The sequence below is a fragment of the Thermococcus sibiricus MM 739 genome, assembly GCF_000022545.1.
Lineage (GTDB): Archaea > Methanobacteriota_B > Thermococci > Thermococcales > Thermococcaceae > Thermococcus_A > Thermococcus_A sibiricus.
This window is the reverse complement of record NC_012883.1, coordinates 993,309-1,007,651: the sequence shown is the minus strand read 5'-3', so window position 1 is coordinate 1,007,651 and position 14,343 is coordinate 993,309. Positions and strand designations below refer to the sequence as shown.

Genomic DNA, 14,343 nt, shown 5'->3' with positions numbered 1-14,343 from the left:
TATGGACGAGTTTGAAGAAAAGTTGAAAAAGTATGAATATTTGGATAAAAAAGAGAGTGGAAAAGATCCATTTGAGGTTGAAGAGTTTGTGGTAGTTGGTGAGCAAGAAGAGTTTGTGAGAATTCCTAAAGAGAGGATTGGAGTAGTCATTGGTAAGAACGGTGAGACAAAGAAAAAAATTGAAGATGCTACAAAGACTAAAATAGATATTGATAGTAACACGGGAGAAGTGTTCATCACTTCAACTGAAGAAACAGAAGACCCATTAGCAGTTTGGAAAGCCAGAGATATAGTTCTTGCTATTGGAAGAGGGTTTTCTCCAGAAAGGGCATTTAGGCTTCTAAATGAGGGAGAAGTTCTTGAAGTTGTGGAGTTGACTGATATTATTATAGGCAATGAAAGAAATGCTCTCCCACGAGTTAGAGGGAGGATTATTGGAAGAAAAGGGAGAACTAGAGAAATCATTGAAGAAATGAGTGGAACGGAAATAAGTGTTTATGGAAAAACTGTTGCAATTATTGGAAATCCCCTTCAAGTCCAAGTGGCGAAAACTGCTATTGAAAAACTTGTCAAAGGTTCCCCTCATGGAACCGTTTACAAGTATCTAGAGAGAAGAAAGAAAGACTTAGAACTCGAAGGAGGTATGTATTATGGCGAATTCTGAGGCAGACAAACTATTTAAAGAGTTTAAAATCCAGAGTGTCAGTGAATTTTTTAGAAGAAATGCTGCAATGCTTGGTTATACTGGAAAACTGCGTTCATTAACAACACTGATTCATGAAGCAGTGACAAATTCTCTTGATGCTTGTGAAGAGGCTGGAATACTTCCCTATGTTAGAGTTGAAATAGAGGAACTTGGTACAGAACATTATAAGATAATAGTGGAAGATAATGGTCCTGGAATTCCTGAAAAGTTTATTGCACACGTGTTTGGTAAGATGCTTGCAGGTACAAAGGCTCACAGAAATATTCAAAGTAGGGGACAACAAGGTATAGGTATTAGCGGTGCCGTGATGTTTGCTCAGATTACAAGTGGTAAAGCCACTAGAATTATCACTTCCACAGGTGAGGAGGAGATAATAGAAGCTTGGGTAGGTATTGATGTAGATAAAAATGAGGGCAAGATCTTCAAGAAAATAAAACATCCAAACCCAACAGGATGGAGAGGAACAAGAATAGAGATGGAAGTTAAGGATGTTCGTTACATTCGCTCAAAACAAGGTGTTTACTGGTATCTAAAGCTTACTGCGATAGCTAATCCTCATGCACACATAGAGTTTATAGAACCTGATGGTAAACTCATAGTTTTCTCAAGGAGCAGTGAGGAGCTTCCAGAACCTCCAGAGGAAATGAAACCACATCCTAAGGGAATTATAACTGATGACATTTATCGGATGGCCCAAAGAACAACGAGAACGACTGTAAGAACTTTTCTCATAGGAGAATTTTCGAGAATAAGTGACAAAAAAATAGATGAGCTGGTACAGTATATAACTGCATTGAGGCTTATAAAAGAGGAAGAAGAGCAAAATGTAAAAGAGCAGCTCATGAAGAGACTTGTAGATGGTGAAGTAGATAAAATAATCGCAAGCTTTGGAAAAAGGGGAAAAAAAGTTCTTAGAGAAGTCAGAAAGATAATGGAAAAACCTCCAAAAAAACTAACGTGGCACGAGGCAGAAGAAATTGTTGAGGCATTTAAATACATGACGTTTTTGGCACCCCCTACTCACGGATTAAGGCCTATTGGAGAGGAGAATATAGAAAAAGGACTCACTGGAATTTTAAGGCCAGAATTTGTAACTTCTGTAACTAGACCACCGAAGGTCTATAGGGGCGGCATTCCATTCCAAGTTGAAGTAGGGCTTGCCTTTGGTGGAGAGCTAAGTAGTGGCTTTGATCTCTTAAGATACGCGAATAGAGTGCCATTGCTCTTTGATGCAGGTTCATGTGTGATAACCTCTGCAGCGAGAAATATTGATTGGAAACGTTATAGAGTTGATGACGTTGACAGAGCGCCATTAGCACTTCTAGTTAATGTAGTCAGTGTTCATGTTCCCTATACATCTACTGGGAAGCAAAGCGTTGCAAATGAAGAGGAAATATATGAGGAGATAAGGCTTGCAGTGATGGATGTTGCAAGAAGGCTTGCAAAGTACTTAGGTGGAAAACACCGCAAACTTTACCAAGTTAAAAGAAGAAAGACGCTTGAAAAGTACGTTCCTGAAGTTTCAAGAGCTTTAAGCATACTTACAGGTCTCCCGGAAGGTGAGATTAAGAAAATGTTGGTAACAATTATCGAGAAAAAGTTTGAGAGTATAGACGAAGCAGTGGAGGCTGAGAGCGATGCTTAAACGTGAAAAACCAAAAGAAAGATTTAGCTATGATCCTAAAAAGGTTCTCCAACAATTGGAAAGGTTTGGAAAAAAAGTTCTGGAAGAAATAACTAGAGGAAGGAATCCATTCATAGATGTTCCTACAAGGGGGCTCAGTAACGTTTACTTTGATGAGAGGGATCGTTTGATTAAAATGGGGGATAAAACTTCGAGAAGGTATCTCTTCCATGTTGCTCATGCTAGAAAATTTATGCAGACTCTTTTGATATCGGCCTACATAAAACGGCTTGTAAGTGAAGGAAAACATGCAAGTTTGAGAGAAGCATATTATGCGAACAAGCACACCATTCCTGGTAGTAAGGAAAACACATTTGAAGATCAAAGTGAGAGCGATCCGATTATAGAGGATTTGGAGCGTATGTTTGGTGTTCTTAGAGAAGAAATGCATATCACAGCAGATAGGAGAGGTTATATTTATGGAGATGTTGTCATCAAGGATGGCGAAGATGAGTTTAATGCTTCAAAGCTTGGTATGGGTGGATGGGCAGTACCTGGGACAGTGGAGCACATAGAGTTTCCAGAAATAAATGTTGATTATGTATTGGTGGTTGAGACTGCTGCTATGGCAGATAGGTTGATTGAAGAAAAATATCCAAAGAAGGAGAAAGCATTAGTAGTTGCCACCCAAGGACAGGCTTCTCGTGGTGTTAGACGTTTAATACATAGGCTTCATTATGAGGAAGGCCTTCCAATAATTGTCTTTACTGATGGGGATCCATATGGATGGTACATTTATTCCACAATAAAACAAGGTTCAATAAACTTGGCGTACCTTAGTGAAAAACTTGCTACCCCAGAAGCAAAATTTGTAGGAATGACAATGGACGATATAAAGAAATACGGCCTTGAGAATGTAACTGAAAAACTTAAAGGGATTCCCCCCAACAAAAAAGGCGGCCCCACAGGAGATTACAAACGTATCATAGAGGAGATGAACTATCCTTGGTTCCAGAACAAAGAGTGGCAAAGACAACTTAAATTGGCCCTTGAATGGGGAGTTAGGATTGAGCAGCAGGCTCTAGCCAATAAGAGCTTAGAATTCGTTGCTAAAGAGTACCTTCCTGAAAAAATCGGTAACGAGGAATTGCTTCCATGACAACAACGGAGGAGCTCATAGCTCAAATTAACAGGGGTTTAGATGATATAAGGATAAATATAAACAGGTTATTTGAAAATTTCGATCCTCGTTATTTAGCTTTTAATTTAAATAGAAACCTTATGATCCTCAAAAACATGGAAGATGAGCTTTCCCGTAGAGTTGGTGAAGCTCATATCTATGTGGGGTCTTTGGGCAAAAAAGAAAGAGATCCCCATATTCGTAGAATTTTCTTAAGAAATCACTACCGAATGCTAACTCTAGAGAGACTTAGAATAGCCATAACTGCCCATAAAATTGCCCTTGCTACGATAGACTCCCATTATACTTTTTACAAAGGAAAAAAAGGAGTAGATATCAAAAATATCACAAACAAGAGAGATCTTGAGAAGTTAAAGGTGGCTGAAAAGAGCATAAAACTTGGAAGACTTGAAGTTCTTCCACACCTTGCATATTCAGGAGATGTTCTTAAAATTCTTAGTCAGCAAGATAACAAGGTAAGAGACACATTTAAGGAAATAAAATCGAAACTCAAAGAAAAAGGGCAGATAAGGAAGAAAGGTATAAGAATTGAAGTAGAGTATTGGCAAGAGGGCAGATTAAAGAAAGAACGTTTAGATTTTCCGGTAGAAGCAGATATAGATAGCGAATTAAGAAAACGTTTTGGACAGAAATATAGATGGAGAGTTTTAAGCTATGTCAAAACTAAGGGAGTTCTAATAACTAGTCATTACACCGTTGATAACATTGCTTTGGCATATGCCTCAACATATCCAAAAAAAGGTGTTAAAGCTCTTGCTCTTGACTTTTTCAGGTATTATTATCTCACTTCCGAAAAAGAAAGAGAATCTATCAGCCTTTATCCTCAGATAAAGCCTTGTATCGATTGTCATTATTCAATCTTTGATGTTCCTTTTATGAATGAGCCAGAGTTCCGAACTGGCTTTGGAAGCATGTTAATTATCAAGAAATGTGAGATAGAAAGCTTTTTGAGTGGAAGAAGAAGTGAGATCTCAAATATTCCCAATTATCTCCTGGGAGGGGTTATTCTATATGGTGTTAGTTCATTTGATGAGAAGAAGGTCAGTAACCTCCTCCAGATTGATGAGACTGAATTAAAAGATGCCATAGAGAAGTTCGTTCTTTCTGGGCTCCATATATCACTTTTTGAAGATGTAGGAAAATTTGAGAAATTCATGCCTAAGAGTGATAAGGCCAAACAATTTTTGGAACTCCTCCAAGGGTGAGTAGGATGAAGGTGGAGATAAAGGCGGGAAATAATGAGGAACTCTTGAAAAAAATAGACGAAACATTAAACGGAGAAGTTACTGAAGTATACATAAATCTCCGTCCTACCAAGGTAATTCTTGTGAAAATATTAGAAAGGGCTCCTAATGTCAAGATTATTAAATGTCCCTCAAGTCTTTACCCTAAAGTTTCTAAGAAAATCATAAGGGCCCTCAGTCAGATGGGAATAAAGCTAGTTCCAGCAAATCATTCCCGTGGAAGGCCTAAAAAATATGATGCTGCTATTATAAAGCAGATTGAGGAGTTAGTGAGGAAGGGCAAAACTCCCAAAGAGATAAGTCAAGAGCTAAAAATTCCACTGAGAACAGTTTATTACATAATTAACGGGCGATAACAGATGAAGCGATTGGTACCTTTTATGATACTGTTGCTTTTCATTACAATGCTCTTTAGAGCTACCGTAGAACATGGACAAAGTTCGTTCAACATTGAAATTCTATATCTTGCATGGGCAACTCTTTTTTTTGGATTTCTTGGATATGCTATATGGTTTCTCTTTAAAAAAGGAATACCAATAATGTCAGTAAAGAGACGTAAACGAACCAAGGGAGAGTATTTGAGGGAACTGATTATAATCCTAGCAATTGTTATAGCACTTAGAGCACTTTTTAGCAAAAGAGTAGAGCCTTATAGAGGTATTAAGGCTCCGGTGATAAAATATCCCAAGCTTGGCTTTTCTAACGACACTTTTACAATTACCTACGAACCTCTTCCGGATTATGCTTATTTTATTCCTATTTTCGTGTTTATTGTTATTATTGCCGTTCTGCTCTTTTATAGAAAAAAAGAACCTCAAAAAATTGAAATTACCAAATTTGATCCCGAGATAACTTTCGATACAATTGAAGGGTCACCTGAAGAGAGAATAATTAAAATGTACAAAAATGTTGTTGCAGGCCTTATAAAAAGAGGATATCCTTATCAAAAGAGTTGGACTCATTGGGAGCACGAAGATAAATTGAAAGACATCTTTGAGGATTTGGAAGACTTAGACAATATTACAAGAGTTTTTGAAAAGGCAAAGTATGGATACAAACTGGATAAAGAAGACATTAAAATTGCTAGGGAGAGTTATGAAAAGCTGATGCACTTTTTGAGATAAGTTTAAAAGAAGTGTTTAGGTTTCCCTAATGGTGGTGAGAAAATGTTCGAAACTCAAGAAGAAATTCCGGAAATCAGAGAGAGACTTCATAGGGTTGGGATAACTAACTTACGAACAATTGCAAGGATAAATTGGAAAGGAAAATTTTACACGTTCATTCCAACATTTGAGATAACTATAGATGTACCCGAAGAGAAGAAAGGTATTCATATGAGTCGTCTTGTGGAAAGTATCACTGAGACGATGAGTGAAGCAGTGGAAGAGGAAGTAAAAGAGGCCCATACCTCATTGGAGGAGCTTGGGCTTGCTATAATAAGGCGTTTGGAGAAGAAGCATCCTCACAGAAGGGCTGAAGCTTGGATCAAGACACAGTTGATTATGGAAAGAGAAACTCCGGCCAGCAAAAAAGTAACCCTTGAAACATATGATGTGGAGGTAGGAGTAATAAAAGAACCCGAGAAAGTTGAAAAAGTCTTAAAAGTTATAGCTATTGGTAACACGGCCTGTCCACATGCTATGGCAAATAATCAGGGAAAGACACATATTCAAAGGGCAATTGCAACTCTTGAAATAAGAACTGATTATGATGAAGAAATCCCATTGGAGGACATGATAGATGTTGTTGAGGAGTCATTTAGTTCTCCAACTTACACTTTGTTGAAAACTGCAGATGAAAATGCAGTGGTCCAAGCCATGTACTCTAATCCTAAATTCGTGGAGGATGTAGCTAGAGAAATTATTTTCAAGGCAAGGCAGAGATTTAAGGGAAATATTCATGTAAGAGTTTTAAGTCATGAAAGTATCCACAAACACGATGTAATTGCAGAAACATGGAATTAACATCCTCTTTTTTAAATTATAAAGAAAAAAGATTAAAGAAGTATTCTTGCATCGACAGCAACAGAGGTGTCTTCGTAGGCAAATACTGGATTGATATCTAATTCTTTTACTTCTGGGAGCTCTAGAGCAAGCTCTCCAACTTTCATGATGATCTCAGCTAGAGCTTCAATGTTTACTGGTTTTTCTCCCCTTGCCCCAGCAAGGATTGGATAGGCCTTGATCTCTTTTATCATTTCAAGTGCTTCCTCTTTGCTTATTGGAGCAACTCTAAAGCTAACATCTTTTAAGATTTCGACAAAAATTCCACCAAGACCAAACATGATGGCCGGTCCGAATTGTGGGTCTCTTATCATACCCACGATGACTTCCTTTCCAAGTGGAAGCATCTTGTAGATAATAACCCCCCAAAGGTCAGCATCAGGTTTATAGTTCTTGGCGTTCTTCATAATGGTATTAAAGGCTTCTTTAGCCTCCTCATCGCTTTTTATGTTGACCTTAACACCACCCGCATCGCTCTTGTGGATAATTTGTGGAGAGACAATCTTCATAACTACGGGATATCCTATTTCCCTTGCAAATTGGACGGCCTCTTCCTCATTTGTAGCAACCTTGAACTCGGGAACAGGAACTCCGTATAGCTGAAGAATTTCCTTTGCTTCGGGCTCTACAAGTGGTCTATTCTCAGCTTTTGCTTTTTCGATTATTTCCTTAGCTTTTGCAACTCTATCCATATCTACCACCTCGATTATAATGATGACAGTTTCAGTTATGTTGACAATATTAAAAGTCTTTCCATTTTGAATCAGGTTGAAGCTGTCGATTAGTATAAATAGAACGGGCACTAATATATAGATGGTGAAAAATATGAAACAGAAAATTATTGGGGGAATTTTGGTGAGTTTTGTTCTTCTGGCCATGGTGATTTTCCACCAAACACAGGCACAAGAAGATCAAACAAGTATTGCCCTCTACGACTCTGCGAAAATTGGAGTAGTGGAAAAAACTCTCCAGCTTGAATTAAAGCAAGGGATAAATGAAGTACCATTAGACGTTTTAGAAGGCCTTGATGTTGGCCAAATAACATTAAAACCCTTAGATGAAAAAGTTAAGGTTTTAGGAATCATAAACAAGGAAGTTACAGGGAAAGATCTTATAGAGGCGAACATTGGGAAAGAGATAACAATAAAACTCAAAAGTGGTGAGACTATAAGTGGGAAATTTTTGGGGTATCACGATGGAAAAGTGGCCGTTCAGGGAAACGCATACTACCTCATAGAACCTACAGAGATTGAATATATAAAAACAGCCACTCTGGGAGAGGAGAGCATATCAAACACCTATGCTTTGATAAATGCTGATGAAGATGGTAAGTATTTCTTCAAACTTATTTACAGGGTTAAAGGAATAGGGTGGAATTCAAGGTACAAGTTGTATTTAAGTGATAATGCAGAGTTTTATGGGTATATTTTAATTAACAATCCTACAAACAAAACATTTGAAAATACGGAAGTTCTCTTGGTTTCAGGAGATGTCCAGTTTTATCAACCTCTTCAAGTAATCTTTGACAAATATTATGCAACCGAGTCAATGGTAGGAAAGGAAGTTCCAGAAGAGCCAATTCAGCAGACAAAAATAGAGGCCTTCTATCTCTATAAGCTCGGTACGGTAGATATAGGAGCATTTGAAACGAAAATGATTCCATACATTTACCAAAAGACTGACTTTATTAGGGAGTATCTCTATGAGAGCTACCCTTACGGTGGAGCCCAAGACATCTACGAAATAATTTCTCTGAAGACAAATGATGTTCTTCCAAAAGGTATTGTGGAAATTTACAAAGAGATGGAAGATAAAAACGTTTTAATTGGCGAACAAATGATTGATCATACAGCGAAAGGAGATACACTACGACTCAAACTTGGAAGGGATATTGACTTGAAAGGAACCACGGAGGTTCTAGAAGAAAGACATGATGATCACTACGGATACTACAAGATTAGAGTTACACTGAGGAATTTTGGAGAGGAGAGTAAAGAGGTAATTGTGAGACATTACAAGTGGCGTGGAAAAATACTAGAAAGCTCAATAAGCCCCATAAACGAAACGGCAGATTACGTAGAGTTCAAAGTAACAGTTAATCCAGGGGAAAAGGAAGAGATAATATTCGATTACGAAGTTAGATATTAGAGTCTTCTTAAGAGAATCTCATAGTTTTTATTTTCTTTTACTACTTCCAGCACAAGGCTTTTTTCATAATCTAAGAATCTGGTTCCCTTTAACGAGTAGCCTTCTTTTTGTAAGTGATTCATCACGCTAAGGCCTAAATCTCCAAAAAGTTCAGCTGCGAGAGTGGCAAAGCTTGGCTCTTTTATTCCTAATTCACTATGATATTTTCTAGCTAGTTCAAAAACATCTGTCATCTCATCACCCCAGAAATAATTAGTATTCAAGACTTTAAGCTCTTTCGATTTTTAGAAAAGTTGTGAGATGGCGGGCCGGACGGGATTCGAACCCGCGACCACCGGGTTAAAAGCCCGGTGCTCTAACCAGGCTGAGCTACCGGCCCTCGATAAGTTAGAGATTATGATGCGCTTATAAAGTTTTTGGTCTATTCCAAGATTAGAGGCATTTTGTGGGGGAGAACTGTTGGACTTTTAATGAACTTTCTATCAACAAGTTTCGCATACTGGTTATTTTCTTTTTGAGATACAGAAAAGTCTAACCAAAGGAGTTATAAACTCTGCTTTGTTTCTCCCGTTAGGTGAGAGGATGAGGAAAGGTCCTGTATTTCTTGGTAAAGCTCACATTTACTGGTGTGAAGAGTGCAATGTTCCGTTAATAAGTGAGAAGTGTGATATTCATGGAAAGGGCTTTAGATTAAATCTTACCCCGCCAGCGGACGTTCGATTTGCATTTAAAAAAGATTTAGATTTCATTAAACGAGAATTTAATAGGCATTACGGGGTTGATATAGGAGAGATAATTAATGGGAAGATAGTTCTTCTAAATAAGACTCCAGGCGAAGACGATGTATATGAGATTATTTTGGATGGGTACATTTTTGGGTGGCTTCGGTTTGATCCTATAAAACTTAAATGGAATCCAGGCCTAAAGGTTGAGGGAGCAATTGCCCTTTGGAAACATTTTGGAAAAGAAATGAAAAAATGGGTTATAGTGGATAAGGGTGCAAAAGAGCCTATAAAAAATGGAGCAAATGTCCTTCCGGTTGGAATTATTGAGGCAGAGGCCAGTATTAAAGTTGGTGACGATGTAGTAGTGGTTAGCGAAGATGGTGATGTTATTGCCACAGGAATAGCAAAGAAAGGCTGGGAGAAGTTAATTGATAAGAATGAAAGAGGTACAGGGGTAAAGACACGTCATCAAAAGGTGGTTATTTATAGAGAAGGCAGAAGGGCAAAGATGGAGGACGTGATAAAGGCTAACAAATCTGCTCTGGAAGAAAAGGTAAATGAAGCCAGAAAGTTTATGCGAAAAACTTTCGAAAATATAAACCGACCAGTAGGAGTGGCTTTTAGTGGTGGAAAAGACAGCCTAGCGGTCTTGGGGCTCATGCTCGAAGAATTTGGAGAAAACTTCTTCGTTTTCTTTAATAATACAGGAATAGAATTCCCAGAGACACTTGAGTATATAGATATGGTGAAAGAGAACTTAAAGGAGAAGAACATAAAATTCATCATTGCAGACGCAAAAGATGCTTTTTGGCGTGCTTTAAGTATTTTTTCTCCTCCAGGAAGAGATTATCGGTGGTGTTGCAAAGTTACAAAACTTGGGCCGATTACCTTGACAATAAAAAGGTATTATCCTGATGGAGTTCTAATGTTTGTGGGTCAGAGGAAATATGAAAGTATACAACGGTATAAACAACCCAGAGTTTGGAAGAACCCATGGGTGCCAAATGAAATTGGAGCATCTCCTATCTTTCACTGGAATGCTCTTGAGGTATGGCTTTACATATTTTCCCGTGAGTTAAAGTATAACCCCTTATATGAAAACAGAGTCGATAGAATTGGGTGTTTCATGTGTCCAAGTTCATCTTTAGCGGAATTTCAGACTTTAAAAGAGGAAAAGCCAGAAATTTGGAAAAATTGGGAAAATGAACTGAGGAAATGGGGAAAACGCTTTGGAATGCCTGAAGCATGGATAGAATATGGTTTCTGGAGATGGAGGGAACTTACTAAGGGACAGAAGGCTGTAGCGAGAGAACTTGGGATCAAAATTCCTGAAAAAAGGATCTGGGAACCAATACGGTATACTATCAAAAAAGAAAATGAAGAATTTGTCCTTAAAATAAACACAAAAATTGTTCTTAATAGGATGAAAGAAGTGGCTCCGATACTTGGTCCAGTTTTTGAAGGAGAAAACTTCCTTAAGGCGAGCAATATAATATTCACGGAAAATGAAGTGAGGGCAAGTGATGAAAATGAAATCATGCAGGCCTACTATCTGATAAAAAGAGCCTATGAATGTGTAGGGTGTGGTGTGTGTGTTGGAAGGTGTCCAGAAAATGCTTTAAGAATAAACTCCAATACAAGAAAGATAGAGGTTGATTGGGAGAAGTGTATTCACTGTAGGGAGTGTGTGGAAGTATGCCCATTGTTAAAAATAAAAAATCCACAAGAAGGAAGTCAGCTTTAATTCTGCTTATATTTATTCTCCTATTTCTCAAACCCGTGAGATCCCAGGAGGAGTATGAGTATAATATAGATGGTTACTCTCTATATTTTGACATACTGGATGAGACAAGGGTTAAAGAGACCATAGAGATTACTATTTCTCCAAACGTGCCATTATCGAGATACACGTTTTACTCACAGTATCCCATTGAAAATCCCGAAGCAATAGTTGAGATAAATGGTAGAACCCAAATAGCAAATGTTAGTGTTTCTAAGGTTGTAGGAGACATAAATGCAATTTACATAGGATTTTCTGAGGTATCCTCAGGGGACAACTTGAAAATACGAATAAGCTTTTACTCTGAGGGAATGCTTCAAGATATCAATGGTAAAAAGCAGTTTTCATATTATCTAAAATTTGAACAACCAGTGGGTTACTTTTATGCAAGGTTATACATTCCTAGAGGTTATGCAATTCTCTCTCCCATTGTTCCATCTCCCGACAAAGTTGAAAGCAGTGGAGATGCGCTTTTAATGGAATGGAAAAAACAAGAAGTTAGATCAGGAGAAGAGTTTTATTTCATAGTTGGTTTTTCTGGAGAACTAAACAACACTTTTCCACTAATGTATTTTGTAATTCCTATATTAATAGCCTTTGTAGGGGGATTTTTTGCTGGGATTCTCTATAAGGGCAAAGAAAGAAGTGGAATAAACCTAAGATCGGATGAAGAAAAAGTTATTGAAATCTTGAGAGAGAGACCGATGTATCAAAGTGAGCTTGTAAAAAGGTTGGGATTCTCAAAAGCAAAAGTTAGCCTTTTATTAAAGAATATGGAGAAGAGAGGGTTAATAGAACGGGTTAAAGATGGTAGAACATACCTTGTTAAACTAAAAGAGATGTGAAGCTTTATAAAGTGAATATACTAGCCCAAAGAAGCGAGGTGAAAGAAATGGAAGAATATTTTGTTTGCCCTGAATGTAAAAGTGAGGACGTTGAGATAATTAAAGAACGAGGGAGAGATCTAACTTTAAGATGTGCCGAATGTGGTCATGTTTGGCAGATAATAGTGGGCAAAATGATTCAAGTGCCCATAATAGTTAGCAAACATGAGAAAAGCTTTAAGAAAACTGTCGAACTACCGGTTGATGAAGAAATAAGAGTAGGAGACATTGTAGAGCTTGAAGACGATGAGGTGAGAATAAGCAGTATCGAGCTTGAAGATAATAAAAGAGTCGAAAAAGCTGAGATAAAGGATGTAAAGGTGTTGTGGGGGGAAAGCTTGGCGTATCCCAAGGTTATAGGAGTTTCAATATATCTCCCCAAAGGAATTACACAGTCATTCAAGGTCAAAGTTGACAGAGAAGAAGAATTTGCAATTGGGGAAGTGCTTGAGGTTGGAGGTTATACATTCAAGATAGACAAGATAAAGATAGAGGGTAAGATGCTTAAGGATGGAAGAGCAAAGGCCGATGAGATAGTTAGGATAATAGGCCGTCCTATACGTGGTAGAGCAAGTAGAAACTTGGAAATTTATAGAGGATACGGAAAGAACTAGCCTCCCAATAAACTTAAAATTCTCTTTTACACATTTTTATTTGTGAGCCTTATGGATGAAAGTGACCTCTATAGGAAATGGATGAGGCTTGTTGAAAACCTTGAGAGAGAGGGCATAATTAAAAGTGAAAAGGTTAAGAGAGCTTTTCTTCGAGTTCCCAGGTATAAGTTTGTTTCTGATAGATACAAAGAATATGCACATGTAGATGAACCGCTCCCTATTCCTGCTGGGCAAACAATAAGTGCCCCTCATATGGTAGCTATAATGCTTGAACTCGCTGAACTTGAAGGGGGTATGAATGTTCTTGAAGTAGGGGCAGGGAGTGGATGGAACGCTGCTTTAATTTATGAACTTGTAAAAAGAGAAGTGTATACAATTGAGCGAGTATCTGATCTTGTAGAATTTGCAAGGAAAAACCTTGAAAGAGCAGGATATAAAGATAAAGTTCATGTTATTTGGGGTGATGGAAGCAAGGGCTATCCTCCAAATGCCCCCTACGACAGAATTATCGTAACTGCTGGGGCTCCTAAAGTTCCAGAACCTCTAATAGAGCAGCTTAAAGTCGGCGGAAAACTTTTGATCCCTGTTGGGAGTTATCATTTATGGCAAGAGCTTCTTGAAGTTATAAAGCTAGATGAAGATAATAACACAAAAATAAAAAATCATGGAGGAGTAGCATTTGTTCCATTAATTGGTGAGCATGGTTGGAGGGAGTAAAATGTATCTAATAGCATTTGACTTGGAAGGCACATTAGTGAAATCAAAATCAAGCTGGGTGGAACTTCACAAGAGATTTGGGACATGGGATAAAGGAGAGGAATATGCAGAACGTTTTTTCAAAGGTGAATTTGATTATGCAACATGGGCAAAGTTAGATGCTTCATTATGGAGGGGAAAAAGTAGAAAGGAAATCATGGAATGGGTAGAGTCTGTAGAATATTTTGAAGGAGTTAAAGAACTCTTTGAGTTTTTAAAAAGGAATAAGTTTAAAATAGCCATAATTAGTGGAGGTCTTAAATGTCTGGCAGAGAGAATTGGAAAAGAACTCAAAGCGGATTTTGTCTATGCTAATGAGCTTCTCTTTGATGAAGAAGAAAAAGTCACTGGAGATGTTCTCTCTTGGGTAGACTTCAGGAATAAGGGCGATATTTTGCTTGAACTCAAGGAGAAGCTTAAGCCTAAACTCACGGTAGCTGTAGGAGATGGCCATAATGACATTGCCATGTTCAAGGTTGCTGATGTTAGTATAGCTATAAATCCTCATGAGGGAGTGGAAGGGGATTATTTGGCAAAGGACCTCTACGAGGTAAAAGAAATAATTGAGAAAATTTTAAAGGAAAGCGGTCAGTGAAGGGCGTGTTCTTCATCTTTCAGCAAAGCAAAAGCTCATCATCCCATGTTTAAAAGTGTCCCG

The 14,343-nt window shown here is 37.9% G+C and carries 15 protein-coding genes and 1 tRNA gene; 13 read left to right on the top strand and 3 right to left on the bottom strand.

Annotation, left to right across the window (positions count from 1 at the left end):
• Position 1: 1 nt before the first annotated feature.
• From TSIB_RS05390 to TSIB_RS05360, 7 genes are read left to right on the top strand one after another with little or no spacing between them, the layout of a single operon-like run.
• A complete protein-coding gene (locus TSIB_RS05390) occupies positions 2-664 on the top strand; it encodes a KH domain-containing protein (protein ID WP_015849379.1) in 663 nt (220 codons plus the stop codon).
• A complete protein-coding gene (top6B, locus tag TSIB_RS05385) occupies positions 651-2,351 on the top strand; it encodes a DNA topoisomerase VI subunit B (RefSeq protein ID WP_015849378.1) in 1,701 nt (566 codons plus the stop codon). The genes TSIB_RS05390 and top6B overlap by 14 nt, the downstream gene beginning before the upstream one ends.
• On the top strand, positions 2,344-3,489 hold the full coding sequence (locus TSIB_RS05380; protein ID WP_015849377.1) for a DNA topoisomerase IV subunit A: 1,146 nt from the start codon (positions 2,344-2,346) through the stop codon (positions 3,487-3,489). The genes top6B and TSIB_RS05380 overlap by 8 nt, the downstream gene beginning before the upstream one ends.
• Positions 3,486-4,736 (top strand): DUF530 family protein, encoded by a 1,251-nt coding sequence (locus TSIB_RS05375; RefSeq protein ID WP_015849376.1) that lies wholly within the window; start codon positions 3,486-3,488, stop codon positions 4,734-4,736. The genes TSIB_RS05380 and TSIB_RS05375 overlap by 4 nt, the downstream gene beginning before the upstream one ends.
• Positions 4,737-4,741: 5 nt before the next feature.
• Positions 4,742-5,131, top strand: coding sequence for a DUF1699 family protein (locus TSIB_RS05370; RefSeq protein WP_015849375.1), 390 nt, complete (start codon positions 4,742-4,744; stop codon positions 5,129-5,131).
• Positions 5,132-5,134: 3 nt separating this feature from the next.
• Complete coding sequence (locus TSIB_RS05365; RefSeq protein WP_148206173.1) at positions 5,135-5,899, top strand: DUF4129 domain-containing protein; 765 nt, start codon at positions 5,135-5,137, stop codon at positions 5,897-5,899.
• 42 nt (positions 5,900-5,941) lie between these two features.
• On the top strand, positions 5,942-6,739 hold the full coding sequence (locus tag TSIB_RS05360) for a GTP cyclohydrolase IV (RefSeq protein WP_015849373.1): 798 nt from the start codon (positions 5,942-5,944) through the stop codon (positions 6,737-6,739).
• Positions 6,740-6,771: 32 nt separating this feature from the next.
• On the opposite strand, the gene TSIB_RS05355 is transcribed toward TSIB_RS05360, so the two are convergent.
• Positions 6,772-7,470, bottom strand: coding sequence for an acetate--CoA ligase family protein (locus TSIB_RS05355; RefSeq protein WP_015849372.1), 699 nt, complete (start codon positions 7,468-7,470; stop codon positions 6,772-6,774).
• Between the two features lie 133 nt (positions 7,471-7,603).
• On the opposite strand from TSIB_RS05355, the gene TSIB_RS05350 reads away from it, so the two are divergent.
• A complete protein-coding gene (locus tag TSIB_RS05350; RefSeq protein ID WP_048160347.1) occupies positions 7,604-8,926 on the top strand; it encodes a DUF4139 domain-containing protein in 1,323 nt (440 codons plus the stop codon).
• On the opposite strand, the gene TSIB_RS05345 is transcribed toward TSIB_RS05350, so the two are convergent.
• A complete protein-coding gene (locus TSIB_RS05345) occupies positions 8,923-9,159 on the bottom strand; it encodes a hypothetical protein (protein WP_015849370.1) in 237 nt (78 codons plus the stop codon). The genes TSIB_RS05350 and TSIB_RS05345 overlap by 4 nt on opposite strands.
• A 68-nt stretch (positions 9,160-9,227) precedes the next feature.
• Positions 9,228-9,305, bottom strand: a tRNA-Lys gene (locus TSIB_RS05340).
• Between the two features lie 203 nt (positions 9,306-9,508).
• On the opposite strand from TSIB_RS05340, the gene TSIB_RS05335 reads away from it, so the two are divergent.
• From TSIB_RS05335 to TSIB_RS05315, 5 genes are read left to right on the top strand one after another with little or no spacing between them, the layout of a single operon-like run.
• Positions 9,509-11,395 (top strand): phosphoadenosine phosphosulfate reductase domain-containing protein, encoded by a 1,887-nt coding sequence (locus tag TSIB_RS05335; RefSeq protein ID WP_015849369.1) that lies wholly within the window; start codon positions 9,509-9,511, stop codon positions 11,393-11,395.
• Entirely contained in the window at positions 11,347-12,276 is a 930-nt protein-coding gene (locus TSIB_RS05330; RefSeq protein WP_048160346.1) for a helix-turn-helix transcriptional regulator, read from the top strand. Before TSIB_RS05335 ends, TSIB_RS05330 begins: the two co-directional genes overlap by 49 nt.
• A gap of 47 nt (positions 12,277-12,323) precedes the next feature.
• Positions 12,324-12,929 (top strand): HVO_0476 family zinc finger protein, encoded by a 606-nt coding sequence (locus tag TSIB_RS05325; RefSeq protein ID WP_048160345.1) that lies wholly within the window; start codon positions 12,324-12,326, stop codon positions 12,927-12,929.
• 51 nt (positions 12,930-12,980) lie between these two features.
• Positions 12,981-13,646, top strand: coding sequence for a protein-L-isoaspartate(D-aspartate) O-methyltransferase (locus TSIB_RS05320; protein WP_015849366.1), 666 nt, complete (start codon positions 12,981-12,983; stop codon positions 13,644-13,646).
• Position 13,647: 1 nt separating this feature from the next.
• Positions 13,648-14,280 (top strand): HAD-IB family phosphatase, encoded by a 633-nt coding sequence (locus TSIB_RS05315; protein ID WP_015849365.1) that lies wholly within the window; start codon positions 13,648-13,650, stop codon positions 14,278-14,280.
• The last annotated feature ends 63 nt before the right edge of the window (positions 14,281-14,343 follow it).